Source organism: Pantoea rwandensis, from assembly GCF_000759475.1.
GTDB lineage: Bacteria > Pseudomonadota > Gammaproteobacteria > Enterobacterales > Enterobacteriaceae > Pantoea > Pantoea rwandensis_B.
Genome location: NZ_CP009454.1, coordinates 2,055,098 through 2,071,196, shown reverse-complemented (window position 1 = coordinate 2,071,196; position 16,099 = coordinate 2,055,098). Strand labels below are relative to the sequence as shown.

Here is a 16,099-nt window from a genome sequence, read left to right as displayed (position 1 = left end):
CCCGCCAAAATCCCTTAGCAGTGGTGATTAGTATGGTAAAAAAAGGCAAGCTCAATATTGAAATTGAGTATTTGAGGTTTTTTGCAATAGTTGCTGTTCTTCTTGAACACTTGCCTACTCTGTATATCTGGAGCAAACATCAATTACTTCAAAATATCAACAAGTACGTTGAACTCTGGCCCGGTGTTGATCTCTTCTTTTCTATTTCTGGCTACCTGATTACTACGAACCTTCTGACTCATCTAAATAATAATCAATCACCTACACAACTTTTCCGTCATACTATTATTCCTTTTTTTGTGAAAAGAATATACAGATTGATCCCTGCCTCATGGTTCTGGATGTTTGTGGTCCTTTTTTTCTCAGCGTTTTATAATATCACCAACGCATTTGGAGAATTTAGGCACAATATTATTTATTGCATTACAATAATCACTTTTTCATTTAATGCTTTTTCCGGTTATCTGCTTGAACAAGGTTACTTGCCAACTTATGGACCTTATTGGTCGTTATCGTTAGAAGAACAATTCTATTTTGTTGCACCTTTCATTCTTCTTTTCATGAGAACGCGCTGGAAAATAATCACATTTTCGATAGTGGCTATTCTCCTGCTCTACAATGTTCAACAGGGTGATTGGAGTCCGAACTTTCGCTATCATGGTCTTATTTTTGGTGTCCTCTTAGCCATATTAAAGTTGTCGCTGGGCAGTAAAATCAAACCCGTTTTTTTGAGGCGGTGGCATCTCCGATATCTGGTGAATACTTTGCTGCTGTTTTCACTTTTCGCCATTCCGGCAGCTTTAAAAGGTTCTATTTTTCTCTTCGGTTCTTTAGCACTAACTTCTACATTGCTGGTTTATATTGCATCTTGGGACGGCGGCTTATTTCTTTCACCCGAATTCGAAGGGATTTTAGCTCGTTCTATGAGATGGATTGCATCACGATCATATAGTATTTATCTGGCACACATGCCTGTAATCTATTTAGTTCAGGAATCAACAGTTCGGATTATGGTTCACTACGGTTTTGCAGCTGGAGATTCCTACCTTAGATCGCTATGGATGACAATATTTGCTTTAGGGCTAATTTTTATTTCATCTGAATTAAGCTATCGATATCTGGAAATACCTTTACGAAATAAAGGTCGTAAAGTTGCCCGTAAGTATGAAGTGAGGGTCTGATATTTTCTGATAATAATCATTCATTGTAGAATCCCCATGAAGTTATGTTACGGCTTTTGGAATAGGTTTACACTTTCAGTTATCTAACGCCCGATGAACTTCAGCGGGCGTTTTGTATTATAGCGACACCTGAAACTGTTGGGTTCTGTAGACTTTCAAGGACTCTCTAACCATATTTCTTTCCTGTTCTATATTTTCCGATTTCACGGGCAGATATTCAGTTTTTAGTATCCCGTTTATCCGTTCCGCCAGTGCATTCTGTTAACAGTCGTAACCGTCCGTCATTGAGTTCGTGATGCCATATCGTTTGTGCAATGCCCGATAGATATTCCTCAGAGCAGTACTGGATGCCCCTGTCTGAGTGATGTACCAGCGGAAGCTATGACCGTCTGCTGCCCTGAGCGATCCTGAACGCACAGTCAACGTGCGGGCATGCATGCTACCCTGCACATAATATTCCCTATATTTTACCAGACGTCCGTTTTCAGGCTGGCATATGCTGTTCCCACTCGTAAAGGCAAAATAGTGATTCGGCTACCCGCACCTGCTACGGGCGGCTGACTTTCTCTTGATTTCCAACACTTTTGGCAAATTGGGATGGCAATAAAGTAGTGATAGTTATTGTCGTTTGTAATATGCCCGCCAAGGTAATTTTAGAAGCCTGCCGCTGTGCAGCAACTGGAACAAGAGGCCATGGCCAGCCATCAGCTGTCACCGCGGCAGGTGACATAGCTTATGTTTACGCAGCTAGAGAAGATGCAGACGGATGTCTACCACCTGCTGCACGATATGCTAGGAACGTTATTCGATTACTTCTTCCCGCTTCAGAGACTTATACAAAACCTGCTTTAATTTCAGATTTAGCCAGTTGCTGTTTCAGTTCTTTAATCCGCTGTTCAGGCATCAGGAGCATTTCCGCTAGATTGGATCGTTATTTATTAATGAACGGGGGGTTAGCCTGTCGAGTTGACCGTATATTTGAAGGGTAGAGGGTAATTGCGTTGCGTGGGTTTAACGCATACTAGTTCATCACATCTTACTCAGTGGGGGAGTAAAAAATGTAAACGCTATTAAGGACTGCTCAATGGTATAAAAAAGTTATCATGAGTTTAATGCTGGTCACTTAAGGAACTGAAGCCCGAGAGTTCGAGCTTCTAATCAATGCAAACATGCCTGCAAGTCAAATGCCTTAATTATAAACTTGAAGCAAGAAAGTGAATTTATGTTCATAAACATGTTTAAGTAACAGGCTTTAAAGCTGAGTTCGCATTTTTCAATTACTTAAACCCTTCCGGGTTCTTACTCTGCCAGTTCCACGTATCACGCATCATCGCATCGATCCCACGCGTCACACGCCAGTCCAGCTCATTGTTTGCGAGCGTCGCATCCGCCCAGAACGCCGGCAGATCGCCATCACGACGCGGCTTAAACTCAAACGGAATCGCCTTACCAGAAGCCTTCTCGAACGCCTTAATCATTTCCAGCACCGAGAACCCTACCCCACCGCCAAGATTATACGCCTTGTAACCGGTGACTTTCGGCAGATGATCCAGCGCCTTCAGGTGGCCTTCGGCCAAATCCACCACGTGGATGTAGTCGCGCTGAGCGGTGCCGTCTGGCGTGTCGTAGTCATCACCAAACACGCCCAGCTTCTCCAGGCGACCAATTGCCACCTGCGCGATATACGGCAGCAGGTTGTTAGGAATACCGGTTGGGTCTTCACCAATCTCGCCAGACTCATGCGCGCCAACCGGGTTAAAGTAGCGCAGCGCGATGGCTTTGAAATTCGGATCTGCTTTGGCGAAATCGCGCATCACGAATTCGATCATCAGCTTAGAGGTGCCGTACGGGCTGGTGGTACCACCGATTGGCGTGGTTTCCACATAAGGAACCGGTGCATCGGCGCCGTATACGGTCGCTGAAGAGCTGAAAATGAAGTTCCACACGCCTGCAGCGCGCATCTCTTCCAGCAGCACCACGGTACCCGCCACGTTGTTCTCGTAGTATTCCAGCGGCATGCGGGTCGATTCACCTACGGCTTTCAACGCCGCGAAGTGAATCACTGCAGAGATGTCGTTGGCCGCAAACAAGTCACGCAGGCAAGCGCGATCGCGGATGTCGCCTTCAACGAACACCGCTTTCTTGCCAGACAACTTCTCCACGCGATTGACGGCTTCGCGCGAAGCATTGCAAAGGTTATCCAGGACCACAACGTCGTCGCCGCGCTCTAACAGCGCCAGCACCGTATGGGAGCCGATGTACCCTGCTCCGCCCGTTACCAAAATAGCCATGTGTACTCCTTTAAACCGCGCAAGCGGCGCGGCATGAGAATGGATTATTTCGCCAGGATTTTCTGGATAGCTTCACGGAAATCACGGCCCTGCGCGTTGTTACGCAGACCGTAAGAAACGAAGGCCTGCATGTAGCCCATTTTTTTACCACAGTCGAAGCTGGTACCGGTCAGCAATTGTGCATCTACCGGTTTTTTCTTGCTGAGTGAGGCGATGGCATCGGTCAGCTGGATACGGCCCCAAGCGCCTGGCTCGGTATTTTCCAGCTCTTGCCAGATATCCGCAGACAGCACATAACGACCAACCGCAGTCAGGTCTGAATCCAGCTGGCCCGCTTCTGGCTTTTCAATGATGTTGGTGATGGTGCTGATGTCACCTGGGTTATCAATTGGCGCTTCGGTGGTCAGAACACCGTATTCGGTCAGATCTTCGCCCGGCATGTGTTTCGCCAGCACCTGTGAGTGACCGGTTTCTTCGAAGCGCGCGACCATCGCAGCGAGGTTGTAGCGCAGGTGGTCAGCGGTTGAGTCATCCAGCAGCACATCTGGCAGTACCACCACGAACGGGTTATCACCGATCATTGGACGTGCACACAGCACTGAGTGGCCGAGGCCCAACGGGTTCGCCTGACGCACGTTCATGATAGTCACGCCAGGAGGACAGATTGATTGCACTTCGCTCAGCAGCTGACGTTTTACGCGCGCTTCAAGCAGCGCTTCCAGCTCATAAGTGGTGTCGAAGTGGTTTTCCACTGCATTTTTGGAAGCATGGGTGACCAGCACAATCTCCTTGATGCCCGCCGCTACGCACTCGTCAACGATGTATTGAATCATTGGTTTGTCGACGATAGGCAGCATCTCTTTCGGGATGGCTTTCGTTGCAGGGAGCATATGCATACCGAGACCCGCAACCGGGATTACTGCTTTAAGCTTGGTCATATTTATTCCATTTCATGAAGTGAATACGTGGGGTCGATTATGCAGGATCGGCCGGTGCAGCAAGTATAATCTTTATCTGAAAATCCGGCACTAACTCTCTGTCACCACATCAAAAATCGCCAAAATGGCGGGCTGCCGCTTCGCCTGACCGAAGCAAAATGGAGGCGCTAAACCGCTGAAAAACAGTGGGAGGTCTATGGAAAAGTGGCAGAGGTTAAGACCAGTGGTTTACAGAATGAGTTCAGCGGAGTTTTTTCGTGGTGCGTGCGGGTAGACTGCGCCATAAATGGCGTAATGCTGGTCAGTTGAGTGCGTTTTGGTCGCCATAAATGGCGACCCTACATTGTTCAGTGCGAATTTCACAGGATGCGCATTGAGGGAGAACCGGGTTGAATACGCACTCCCTGGCTTAAGCGAGCGGCATTACGCCATACATGTCGCCGTTACGGATCTGTGCAGGCAGCAAGTGCATGCCCGCGCAGATCACGTAGTAATGGCAAAACCTACAGCCAACCCTCAAACCACTCCGGCATCACAAACAAGTTGAAGTGATTCACTAGCATCATCAGGCCGACAAACACCACCGACACCGAAACCCACTGGCGGGCATACGGCATAAAGCGGATACCAATCACCGGCTTGATAAAGAACGGATGGGCGAAGGCAGAAATCAACACCTGCGAGATAGACAACGTCAGCGCCACATACAGCACGTTCGGCCAGATGTAGGTTGTCGCCAACACCACCACCACCACCAGACTGGCGACGATGTTCCAGTAGAACTCGACGTTGGTCTTGCCGTTCGCCTGGGAAATCGCGCCGGTTAAGCCCCCCATCGGACGCAGCATACCGAATAGCAGCATCAGTGGAATCAGATGGTAAACCTGCTCATGCGACGCGCCATACAGCACGCGTACGATCACCGGCGAAAGAATGCCAATCGCCAGATACATCGCGCTGCTGAACAACATGATGACGAAGGTGCCTTTCAGGAATAGATTTTTCAGCTGCTCCGGATCGTGCTGCTTCTCGGCGAAACGCGGCAGCGCCAGACGGTTAATCACCGGTGATACCAGCTTCAGCGGCTGCAGAATCAACTCTTTGGCCAGCGAGTAGATCCCCAGCATCTCCGCGCCCATCACTTTACCGACGATTAACGCATCCGCCTGGGTACGCAGCTGATTAATGGTCTGCGAACCGAGCTGATAGATACCGTAACGCACCGCGCTGATGAAGGTCGCCCCTTCAAACTCCCACGTTGGACGCCACGACTTCTCCCCGAAGTAGATCATGCACAGGATGCGCGTAAAGGCATTGATGAACAGTCCAAGGATCGCCGCCGCCACCGTGAGCGAGGTAAAGTACAGCATCGCCACGGTACAGATGAACGCGAACAGCTTGGTCGCCATCTCAATCTTCGCCAGCGTCACCATACGTTTGGATTTCACATAGTGCGCCTGATACTGCGACAGATGTCCCAGCACGAGGAAGTTGAGGCTGGTGAGCATGATCAGCCCTGTCAATTCAGGCAGGTGATAGAACCACGATACCGGGAAGGCAATCGCCAGCATAATCAAGCCGGTACACAAGCTGAGCGAGACGTTGACCCAATAAATGGTACTCTGCTGGCGGCGGTTGATGTCCTGGCGATGCACGATATAGCTGCTCATCCCCATATCCTGCAACACCGTTGCCACCGCCAGAATGGCGTTGATAATGGCTAGTAAACCTAACTCATGCGCTTCCAGTTTTCGCGCCAGAACGCTGAGCTGTAACACCTGCAGCAATGCCGCGAAGCAGGTACTGCCAAACAGCCAGACGGCCTGTTTTTTTAATCCGCTCACACCATGCGCTCCAGAATTTTAGCCAGCTCACCATAAGCAATGTGCTGATTGAACTCGGTTTCCACTTTGTGTCGCGCGGCAGCCACTACCGGCGCGACATCAACATCACCGCGTGACAGACGCAGCAACGTGTCGGCCAACTCTTCGGCGTCGTTTTCCGAGACCAGCCAGCCGCTGACGTTGTTCTGAATCAGCTCCGGGATGCCGCTGTGATAGGTCGAGACCACCGGCAGCCCCACCGCCATCGCTTCCATCAACGCCACCGGAATGCCTTCCATGTCGCCATCCGCTGCGGTTTTGGACGGCAGCAGGAAGATGTCGGCATCGTTCAACGCCTGACGAATCTCCTCTTGCGGCTTGAAACCTGGCATAGTGACAAAGGCTTCCAGTCCGGCACGCGCGATGTGTTCACGCATCATGCCGTCCTGCTCACCGTTGCCGATAATGGTGAACTCGAACTGCCCACCGTTGTTGCGCAGAATTTCACTGGCTTTTACCGCCACGTCTAAGCCTTTTTTCTCGGTCAAACGCGCGACCGAGACAATTCGCAGCGGCTGATGAAACGCCTCACGCGGCCTGAAGTTAAACTTCTCCGGCTCGATGCCCATGCGCGTCACGTGCACTTTCTCGCGCGGACAACCCATCTCAATCAGCTTGTTCTCCCACAAATGGCTGATGGGCAACATCAACTCGCTTTGTTTGAACAGGTTGACGTAATCGAGCTTGTGCTCTTCGAGAATGTGACGGCGCGAAATATCCGCGCCGTGGAACACCGTTGCCTGCTTGCCTTTCAGCACACCGAGCTCACGCAGTTTGTTGGCCAGCGCACCGGCATAACCAAAGTGCACTAAAAACACATCCGCGGTGAAGGTTTGCTTCGCGTTAGCAACAATCGCCGGCAGCAGCAGCTTTTTCGCTTGCTGGCCGTAGCGGCCGACATTGAGTGATCTGATCAACGCCGGCTTAGCGATTTTCGGCAGCATCAAACCAATGCGCTGCGTCAGCTTATCGAGATTCGAAACTTTCTCTTCCGGCAGTAAATAGTGAGTTTTCGCCGCCAGATTGTACTCATCGAACGCGGCGTGGCGATTGATCATATCGCCCGGAAACACGGAGATAATCTCCACGTCATAGCCTGCATCAATGAAATGCGTTACCTGATTGAGGACAAACGTCTCAGAGGCAACCGGAAAACGCATGGTGAAAAAGGTCAGCTTCATCACTTACCCCAGCACGTTGAGAATTTCTGCCGTAATGCGGTTACCAATTTCACGCTCCTGCGTCACCGCGGTATCCACTTTGCGCTTCACGTTGTCGTAATCGGCCAGCACGGTTTGTACTTTGTCGATCAGCGAGCCATCCATCAGGCTTTGCACGTCGGTGGCCATTTGCGGCAGTCCAAGCTGCTTCATCACGCCGAGCGATTTGTGCTCATAGTTGATGGCCACGGCTGGGGTACCGAAGTTCATGGAAATGATGGCGGAGTGCAGGCGGGTGCCAATGGTCAGGTGACAATGGCTTAGCAGGATGCCGAGTTCGAGATCGTTGAACTCGTCCATGATGACATGGTAATGCTCGGGATTTTCGACGTGGTCGCGCAGCGTCAGCGCGACCATCCGGTCGTCTTTGGCGTAGCTGTCGATGCCGGTACAGGTAGAGAAAGCCACCACCTGATAACCTTCGGCAATCATCGCATTGATGACTTTCCCGAAGGCCGCTTCGTACTCTTTCTGCGTCACGCCGAGACGTTTGTCGAACGGTGCCAGTTCACGCACGGTGATGGCGATGGTTTTACGCGCACTGATGATGTTTTTCCAGTGCAGCAGATTGTGGCTCGGGTTCTCCACATCACGCGCCTTCACCAGGAAGGCGGTATCCACGCCCTTCTTCACTCGATTGGTGGTGACACCGTCTTGTTTAAGACGATCGAAGCTAACTTCTTCACGCAGCACCAGGCTATCGACGCGATCGAACACGAAGTTGGCCAGCGCATTCACGCGCGGGTTCTCGAAGGGTCCCACGGAGTGACCGACCATGTGCAGCGGCTTTTTCGCCATCAATGCACAGAGCGCGTGGTCAAACTGCGTCACACCATACAGATCGACGAAGAACGAACCGCCCACCTGAATAATGGCGTCATACTGTTCCAGACTTTTAGTGAACTGCGCCAGATGTGGCGGCACAGAAAACGATTTGTACAGGCCACCTTTGCCCAGGTGCGCCATCATGATCTCGGGCATCAGGCGGTTGGCCACTTTACGTTTGACGCTGCCCACCAGCCCTTTCGCTGATTTGCTGTTATGCAGAAACAGGGAATCCTGCTGGATATCCTGTTGCAATAAGTACCCGGAGCTTGTTGGATAACGACTGATCACATCAATATCGAGGTCGCCACGCGCAGACTGCAAAGAGTCGATCAGTCCACGTAAAATCGCGCCATCCCCACGATTTCCACAGGTATGGTTTCCCACCAATAAAATCTTCATAAACACTCCAGAAAAATTTTTTTAATTTTTTACAAGCCACGCCATTTCCTGCACGGGCAAAGTGAACTCTGTGTTAAAAAACTGCAATGGGAACAATACCCAAAATAGATAATCTGTTCTCAAACGGGCGACCTGAAGGCCGCTCCAAACTTTTCCCGGAGAGGACGCAAACGGCTGCGTCCTCTCCGGTTCGTGCATTACGACTTCACTGCAAAATAGGGTAGCGCCACCTGTTCGCCGTTAATCACCACCGAGACAAATCCTTTCGGCGCGCGCGTATCTACCTGCTCCGGTTTCAGCGCGCGCGAGGCCAACAGCAGGTCGCCCTGCTCGTTACCGCCGATCCCCGCTTTACCGTTGTGCAGGCTGAAACGCTGCGGTGCCTGCTGGCTGCCGCTGGCAGGACTGCCCTGCGCCATGGTGGCATCCACACGCGCACAGCGTCCGGTGAGGAAGCGGTCCTTGGCGGTGCTTTTAATCAAAATCGCGGTGGTAGGTGTCCAACCGGCCAGCTTGACGAACACTTTCGTGTCCGTCTCTGAACGCGGTTCAAAGCGGACATCCACCACCGGTGAACTGCCTTCGGCTGACCAGCTGGCTTCCGCATTTTTGGTTTTGCGTTGCAGATGAATCACCGCACGACCGCCGGTGCCTTTGCCATCAATGACGTTCATTAACGGCTGATTAGCCGTGCCATTATTGAATTGCGATTGACCAAACACCTCGATCTCCCAGCTGTCTCCCACCGTAGGTGAGTAGAAGTTGCCGAGTTCAAACCAGGTTTCCTGGTTGGTGTTATTCGCCAGGCGGAAGCGTGAAGTGATGTAGTTGTATTTCAGGCTGCCATCGATGGCGACGCCGTAAGATTCCACGCGCGTTGATCCCATCTCCCAGATGTTGAGCCAACGCTCGCCTTCCATCGAGTTGTCAATCCAACTCCCCGCTTGCAGGTTGGTCTGGCGCATGTTCAGTCGCGAGTTGTGCGCGATCAGTGGATTTTTACAGTCTTCAATGCTGAGCGCATCGATAATCCACTGCCCATTGGAAATGTCACCGGGAAACTCGCTGTGCTCGATCCAGCCGTTATGAATGATCGACTGGCTGCAACGCGGCAGATTCAACACCTTACCGCCTTTACAGTGCTGGGCGTTGAAGTTGGAGAGTTCAATCGCCGTGCTGTGATCCCAGGCGCCAGCCTTTTGGCCTGACCAACTGGCTTTGATCACATCGCCGGTACAGGCATTGGCGTACCACTGATCGATTTTACAATCCAGCGTATCCAGTAAGCTCAGCGACACCCCGCCAACCTGATTAAGGCGCAGGCAGGCACCGCGGAAAAATTGCCCACCGGGACAAGTGTTGCGGAACAGCCCCTGCTTATTAGGCCGCTTGTCGTTTTGGCCGTTGAAAATCAGATTGGAGATTTCCGTCCAACGCGCGTTCACCTGGAACAGGAATTCAGAGCGACCGTCTGAAGTCAGGGTGGTCGCCGGGAAATAGCCAAAATTGACCATCGCGCCGGAGATACGGAAGTAGCGTCGTTGTTCATTACCGAAATCGCACTCGGTGACGAAGAAATTGCCTGCCGGGAACTGCACACAGATCTGCTGATTGGCATCAATTGACCATTGATACATGGCTTTTATCGCCGGTGCGGCATCGGTTTTGGCATCGGCAATGGCGCCAAAATCGAACAGCGTCAGGCGGTTAAAATCTTCCACCACGCGACGCCAATAGAAGCCTTTACCACTGAAGATAACGCCGCCATCATCTTTGTCGTCACCAAAAGCGCCAACGAATTCCCCGCCGCCCACTTCTAAGCCTTCATGCCAGCTTTTCAGCTTGATTTTGGCACCGGCGAACAGCGGACGCGTTTTCCGTAACTCATCGACTGACGGGATTTCTCCAATCAACTGATAGCCATTCGGCTGCGCCAGACGCTGACTAAAGTTACTCGGGTTGGGTCGCGAAACATCTGCAATCGAAAACAGCGTATTCCCCTGATCGTCTTCCACCACCATGGAGTGAGCAGGATTGGCGATCAACGCCGCATTATCGTGAATGAATTGCGCGAAGTTGCCCTTATTCAGCGCAATCGGCTGGCTGATTTGTGACACTTTACCGCTGGCATCGCGCAGGAATACCGGAATCTGATTGCCCGCTTTGCTGGCATCCTGACCGGCCTGCCCGATCCACAATTTGCCCTCAAAGTTCTGCCAGAACTGTGGTGGCATGGTGTAGACATTTTCCGGCGTTAAAATCGGCACATCGCCCTGCGGTACGCTGGACGGTTCGACAGCTTTCAAAGCAGGTTGACCACTTTTTGCCGCGTAGCTGGAAAATGCGCTCACTGAGAGCGCGGCAACAATGGAGGAGGCTGCAGTTTGCAAGACTTCTCTTCTTTTCATGCTTTCAATCCCGTGGTCATGGGGCTGCGTAACAGCCAGAAATGTGATCCCGGAGGCACGAGAACGGACGCTTAAACCAGCGCCAGCCAGCTTTGTTTGATCTGGTTACCGTCAAACTTCAGCGCAGTTTCTTTGGTTTTTTCGCTCATGGCGTAGAACAGGCTATCGTCACTCGCCAGCTGTTCCATCCGCGCCAGAAACGTCGATTTGTCATTCATCGGCACCAGGAAACCATCTTCCCCGTGGTTGATGATTTCCTGTGGGCCGGTTGGGCAGTCATAAGCCACCACCGGCAATGACCAGGATTTCGCTTCGAGCAGGACCAGTGGCAACCCTTCATAACGCGAGGTCATCAGCGCCATGTCGCTGTCACGGTAGTAATCGTTGATGTTGCTGACTTTGCCGACGAAATTCACGCTATTGGTGATGCCCAACGCCGCAGCCTGATCGTGCAATTGCTGACGCAATTCACCGTCACCGGCAATCACCAGCGTCCACTCAGGATGGGTTTTGCTGAAATCAGCCCAGATATCCAGCAGCAGGTCGAAGCCTTTTTGATTATCCAGACGCCCCACCGCCAGCGCCTGACGGCTGCGGCTCTGGCGCTGAAAGGCCTTGTACACCACCGGGTTGGGGATCTGCTTACTGGCGATATTCCAGCGGCTGAACACCTGATGATCCTTGTCCGTCAGCACGATGACCTGGTCGTAATAGCGCAGCAGCATCCACTTCAGCGCTTTGATCGGCTTGCTAAAGGAGTTAATCGCGATGTGTTCACAGGCGTAGGCTTTAAAGCGTTTTTTCTTCATCGCCATCAAATTCCAGAAGGCGAACATCACGCTCAGGCGGCCCATGCTGATCAGAAATACGCTGTCGAACCCTTGCTGATGAATGCTGGCGACAGCGCTTTTAATCGGGTTGCTGTGCCCTTCAAAACTGACGATCTCTTTCACGCGATCGAACGGATAAAAGGTTTTGCCGTGCCCTTCCAGCGAATAAATGGTGACGGCGTGCTGCTCTCCGAGGCACTCCGACATGAAATTACAGATGTTTTCCGTGCCCGCGTAGGAGTAGGCATCCTTAATCACTAAAACGATCTTTTTCATAAAACGCTTTCCACCTCAAAATGTGAACTTAAGGCCCAGCGCCTGCGTGCTGCTCACGTCGTAACAACACGAAGGATGCCGGGTCTTAACGATGCTTCAGGGTGAAGAGAACGCCGTTCACCATATACCAGCCGTAATAGTAATAGATTTTTAACGGATTGTTTTTATAGATAATTCTTAATAATTCGAGGTGCCATTTCGCCGCTTTATTCTTATTGCGCGAGAGGGAATCGCCCAGCTCGTAATAGTCGACCAGCGTCTTCTGGATCACCCGAGCTTGCTTGTAGCGGAGGAACAGTTCGTAGAGGAACAGGAAATCTTCATGCCCTTTACGCTGGAAGAAGATGCCCTGAGGAGGACGGCGGAAACACACGGAAGAGAAGCAGACGCGATACTGCTTCTTCACGAAGTTTTCCTGCTGCAGATAGGGTTTGCTGTAGAGAATATCGTGGTCGGCGGTTTTGGTTTTGTAGTGATAATGCGTGATGACAAAATCATCACCCGCCGCGATCGCCGCAGTCTGTTCGGCGAGTTTATCGGCGTGCCATTCGTCGTCACTGTCAAGAAACGCGATGATCTCTTCTTTCGCGGCACGCAGACCCACGTTACGTGTTTCCGCCGCACCGAGGTTGACGTCATTGTTCAGAATAGTGATGCGCGCATCAGTGCAGTGTTCACGTACATAGGCCAGCGAATCATCGGTGGACTGATCGTTTATTAAATAAAGATGCCAGTCGCTATAGGTCTGATTGACGATCGACTCTACCGCACGCAATACCGTTTTACGCGCGTTATACATCGGCATCACGATACCGACGGTGCCAACATGATTTGTCATTTGCATACCCGGAGTGTCAGGAACCAAAAAATTGCTCCCGGTGCGGGAGCAAGTGAAATTTATATAATGTGAATCAGGAGACGGCTCGCCCGCCAGAGAAGCGCGACTTCACCTTATCGAACAGTCGATTCAGGAAATAAGCCCGGTTATCACGATTGGTCAGGAAGAAGTAGCGCGCGAAACTGAGGCTCGCCTGCAGTGATTTACCATCCATCTTGTAGCGCAGCGGCAGCTTGAACGCCTTATAGGTATGGACGTCACGTGCCGTGAGGTGCGGCTTCATGGTATCCAGCCAGAAGAAGGAGTACTTCACCGACTCACCTTTGTGCTTGGAACCAAATTTGGTCACCAGATGGTAGGTGGCGAGCGGCTTATCGATCATCACAAATTCATAGCCCATGCGGTCAGCACGGATGCAGAAATCGTAATCCTGATGGCGAATATAACGCGCATCAAAACGGATTTTATCGGCATCTTCGCGCTTCAACACAATGGTGCTGGTTTGAATAAAGCCGTAACAGCCAAACAGATACTCAGCGATGGTTTCATTCTTGCCCGGTTCCTGCATCGGCATCACCTTGAGGAAGCGGCCATCCTGATGAATGTTCACCTGGCTGAAAATCAGATAGTTCGACTTACCCTGTGCTTCAAGTTTGGTGATGGTGTCATAAACAGTGAGCAGCTTATCAACGCCCCACTCATCATCTGCATCAAGGAAGCTAATGAAATCGCCCTCAGCCAGTTCGATACCTTTGTTACGAGCACCGGCACCGTTGAGTTTCACCTCAGACAGCTCAAGTTTGATGTCCAGATCCTGATAACGCTCGCTGCGCACCACCTGTGCCAGTTCAGCGGCATCAGCCGATTTGTCATCCACGATGATGACTTCAAAATTGCGATAGGTTTGCGCTTTGACGCAATCCAGCGTCGTTACAATCGACTTCGACGCGTTGTACGCGGGAATTACAATTGAGAAACGAATATCCTGCATTGCCAGTACCTCTAAAAACTTCTGGTTAACAGTAATACGAATATTAAGCGAAGGTAATCAGTCAAATTCTTAATTTTCGGCTGCTGCTTTGGTTGCTGCTTTAGACTTACCGCCACTGCTGCCGATAAACGGTTTTTCCACCCAAAGATAGGTCATTTTTGCGACATAAAACGCCGCAACAAAGAACAGTGTAGATAACAGCGTGAACATCCAGTAATTATGCGGATATAACGTCGGTGGAATTTGTTCAATACCGTACAGCACCACGCCATGAATCAAATATAGGCTATAACTCACTTCACCAATCGACATCAAGGTCTTATTTTCCAGCAGTCCCATCAGCGAATTACCGCTACTGACAATAAAGAAGATCACCGTCAGGGATATCAGGAAGAAGACATAGAAGAAGGTATTTGAGGTGAAGAACAGAGAGAATACGGCCAATCCAAGGCTGAGGATTGCCGCACTGCGGGAATGGCGTAAACCAGCAAATCTATCGCGGAACTTATAAGCAAAATATCCCATCGCAAAGCCGAGTACCGGACGCGGATCGGTATAGGTTTTCCCATACAAGCGTAATGCGACGGCAATGATGAAAATAACGCCGATGGACGAGAGGATCAGCAGGGTTTTGTATTTCCCGCGCGTTAAACGGTTGAGGAAATAAATCACGGGAATAGACAAATACAGCAGCCATTCCAGACGCAGCGTCCACTCTACCCCGGAGTTCACCACCGCTGTAGACATCTCGCCAACGTTGTAACTGCCAATGAACAGCAGCCATAAAACGGCATCTTTCAGCGCTTGCAACGGCGGCACCAGCGCACCTTGCAGCGCACCAATGGTAAAGATAACGAAACCTGAGAACCAAAACATCGGCACAATACGTCGAACGCGTGAACGCCAGAGTTTTCCACTCAACTGTGCAGGGGTGAGCGTATCGTTATCCAGCCAGCGATAGAACAGGAATGCCGAAATCATAAAGAACAGCAAGACGCCGAATTTACCCGAGTTCACAAAAAAGTTGCCCTCAGAGAACCAGGCAAAATAGTTTTTATCATATATCCAAGGTTGATCCAGCCCGTAAATATAATGAACAAAATGAGAAAAGGCGACAATACTGGCAAGGAAAGCACGCAGGCCAGAAATACTCTTCACGCCTTTATCATTATAAATACCGCGATGATAAGAGCATGCATGTAAAATGAGCAATGCAAGGCAGAACGAAACCACCATAATCATGATGTACATATCAGGATCCCTTATAAAATCGACACAACAAGGTTAGGGGCTTTGCTGCGCAAGACTTTGCTGAACAAGTGGGCTAACAATACTAAAGGTACGATCCGCTTTGGCTTTATACAGTGACTCCAGCGGATGAATACAGTCGTCAGACATCTGCGACTGCCAGTCACGATCTTCTTTAATCACGCTATACTGGTGAACCACGGCAACCTGTTGCTGCTTAGCCACCTGGTTAAGTTGCCAGACGTAGGGCCAAACATTCCAACGTTCCGCTTTGCCGCAAATGGGATTCGGCTCCTGCAAAATAACCTGTTTATGGTTCTGCTTCGCCACTTCAACCAGCCGCGTGATAATCCGCCCATACTCTTCAGGGCTTTCAAGGTGCACCTTCTTATCCTTGAAAAAATAGTGTCGGGCATCGTTAATGGCGTAGTTGATCAAAACGATTTTGGCCGGGGAGGTTTTCATTAAGTCCTCCCAATGGCTTTGATCATCACCGCCATGCGGGTACAACAACTCAGCGGCCTGCGCACCGGGAACACCGTGGTTTTTCACCACGATGTTGACCCGATCGCCATACTGCTGTTGCAGCATTTGCGTCAATTCACCGATTTCACTGGCTTGGGTGATGCTGCTTTTACGGTCTTTGCTGATGACACCCGCGGTCGTGGAATCACCAAATGCGTCAATCTGCAACGTGCTTAAACCCGGTGTTGCCAGCGCCGCAATCGGTGCCAGCGCGAAGGCTAAAACCATCAATTTTCTTGTCAT

The 16,099-nt window shown here is 50.7% G+C and carries 12 protein-coding genes; 1 reads left to right on the top strand and 11 read right to left on the bottom strand.

What is annotated here, in order from left to right; genetic code table 11:
* The first annotated feature begins 32 nt into the window (after positions 1–32).
* Positions 33–1,181 (top strand): acyltransferase family protein, encoded by a 1,149-nt coding sequence (locus LH22_RS09410; RefSeq protein ID WP_038645971.1) that lies wholly within the window; start codon positions 33–35, stop codon positions 1,179–1,181.
* A gap of 1,277 nt (positions 1,182–2,458) precedes the next feature.
* Here LH22_RS09410 and galE read toward each other — a convergent pair.
* The 11 genes from galE to LH22_RS09355 form a co-directional block, all read right to left on the bottom strand.
* Positions 2,459–3,472, bottom strand: coding sequence for a UDP-glucose 4-epimerase GalE (galE, locus tag LH22_RS09405; protein ID WP_038645969.1), 1,014 nt, complete (start codon positions 3,470–3,472; stop codon positions 2,459–2,461).
* Positions 3,473–3,516: 44 nt separating this feature from the next.
* Positions 3,517–4,410, bottom strand: a complete 894-nt coding sequence (galF, locus tag LH22_RS09400) for a UTP--glucose-1-phosphate uridylyltransferase GalF (protein WP_038645967.1) — start codon at positions 4,408–4,410, stop codon at positions 3,517–3,519.
* A gap of 503 nt (positions 4,411–4,913) precedes the next feature.
* A complete protein-coding gene (locus tag LH22_RS09395) occupies positions 4,914–6,254 on the bottom strand; it encodes an MOP flippase family protein (RefSeq protein ID WP_038645964.1) in 1,341 nt (446 codons plus the stop codon).
* On the bottom strand, positions 6,251–7,474 hold the full coding sequence (locus tag LH22_RS09390; RefSeq protein ID WP_038645962.1) for a glycosyltransferase: 1,224 nt from the start codon (positions 7,472–7,474) through the stop codon (positions 6,251–6,253). Before LH22_RS09390 ends, LH22_RS09395 begins: the two co-directional genes overlap by 4 nt.
* Positions 7,475–7,477: 3 nt before the next feature.
* Entirely contained in the window at positions 7,478–8,740 is a 1,263-nt protein-coding gene (wcaK, locus tag LH22_RS09385; RefSeq protein ID WP_038645960.1) for a colanic acid biosynthesis pyruvyl transferase WcaK, read from the bottom strand.
* 197 nt (positions 8,741–8,937) lie between these two features.
* A complete protein-coding gene (locus LH22_RS09380; protein WP_038645959.1) occupies positions 8,938–11,148 on the bottom strand; it encodes a phage tailspike protein in 2,211 nt (736 codons plus the stop codon).
* Between the two features lie 71 nt (positions 11,149–11,219).
* On the bottom strand, positions 11,220–12,254 hold the full coding sequence (locus tag LH22_RS09375) for a glycosyltransferase (RefSeq protein ID WP_038645957.1): 1,035 nt from the start codon (positions 12,252–12,254) through the stop codon (positions 11,220–11,222).
* Between the two features lie 85 nt (positions 12,255–12,339).
* Complete coding sequence (locus LH22_RS09370; protein ID WP_038650003.1) at positions 12,340–13,092, bottom strand: glycosyltransferase family 2 protein; 753 nt, start codon at positions 13,090–13,092, stop codon at positions 12,340–12,342.
* A gap of 73 nt (positions 13,093–13,165) precedes the next feature.
* Positions 13,166–14,083, bottom strand: a complete 918-nt coding sequence (locus tag LH22_RS09365) for a glycosyltransferase family 2 protein (RefSeq protein ID WP_038645955.1) — start codon at positions 14,081–14,083, stop codon at positions 13,166–13,168.
* A gap of 69 nt (positions 14,084–14,152) precedes the next feature.
* Entirely contained in the window at positions 14,153–15,241 is a 1,089-nt protein-coding gene (locus tag LH22_RS09360) for an acyltransferase family protein (RefSeq protein WP_240474699.1), read from the bottom strand.
* 126 nt (positions 15,242–15,367) lie between these two features.
* Positions 15,368–16,099, bottom strand: a complete 732-nt coding sequence (locus LH22_RS09355) for an SGNH/GDSL hydrolase family protein (protein WP_038645951.1) — start codon at positions 16,097–16,099, stop codon at positions 15,368–15,370.

Excerpts from the sequence above, each read along its gene's own strand:
- galF (WP_038645967.1), bottom strand. The coding sequence starts at position 4,410 with ATGACCAAGCTTAAAGCAGTAATCCCGGTTGCGGGTCTCGGTATGCAT.
- LH22_RS09410 (WP_038645971.1), top strand. The coding sequence starts at position 33 with ATGGTAAAAAAAGGCAAGCTCAATATTGAAATTGAGTATTTGAGGTTT.
- LH22_RS09375 (WP_038645957.1), bottom strand. The coding sequence starts at position 12,254 with ATGAAAAAGATCGTTTTAGTGATTAAGGATGCCTACTCCTACGCGGGC.
- LH22_RS09380 (WP_038645959.1), bottom strand. The coding sequence starts at position 11,148 with ATGAAAAGAAGAGAAGTCTTGCAAACTGCAGCCTCCTCCATTGTTGCC.
- LH22_RS09390 (WP_038645962.1), bottom strand. The coding sequence starts at position 7,474 with ATGAAGCTGACCTTTTTCACCATGCGTTTTCCGGTTGCCTCTGAGACG.
- wcaK (WP_038645960.1), bottom strand. The coding sequence starts at position 8,740 with ATGAAGATTTTATTGGTGGGAAACCATACCTGTGGAAATCGTGGGGAT.
- LH22_RS09365 (WP_038645955.1), bottom strand. The coding sequence starts at position 14,083 with ATGCAGGATATTCGTTTCTCAATTGTAATTCCCGCGTACAACGCGTCG.
- LH22_RS09370 (WP_038650003.1), bottom strand. The coding sequence starts at position 13,092 with ATGACAAATCATGTTGGCACCGTCGGTATCGTGATGCCGATGTATAAC.
- LH22_RS09355 (WP_038645951.1), bottom strand. The coding sequence starts at position 16,099 with ATGACAAGAAAATTGATGGTTTTAGCCTTCGCGCTGGCACCGATTGCG.
- galE (WP_038645969.1), bottom strand. The coding sequence starts at position 3,472 with ATGGCTATTTTGGTAACGGGCGGAGCAGGGTACATCGGCTCCCATACG.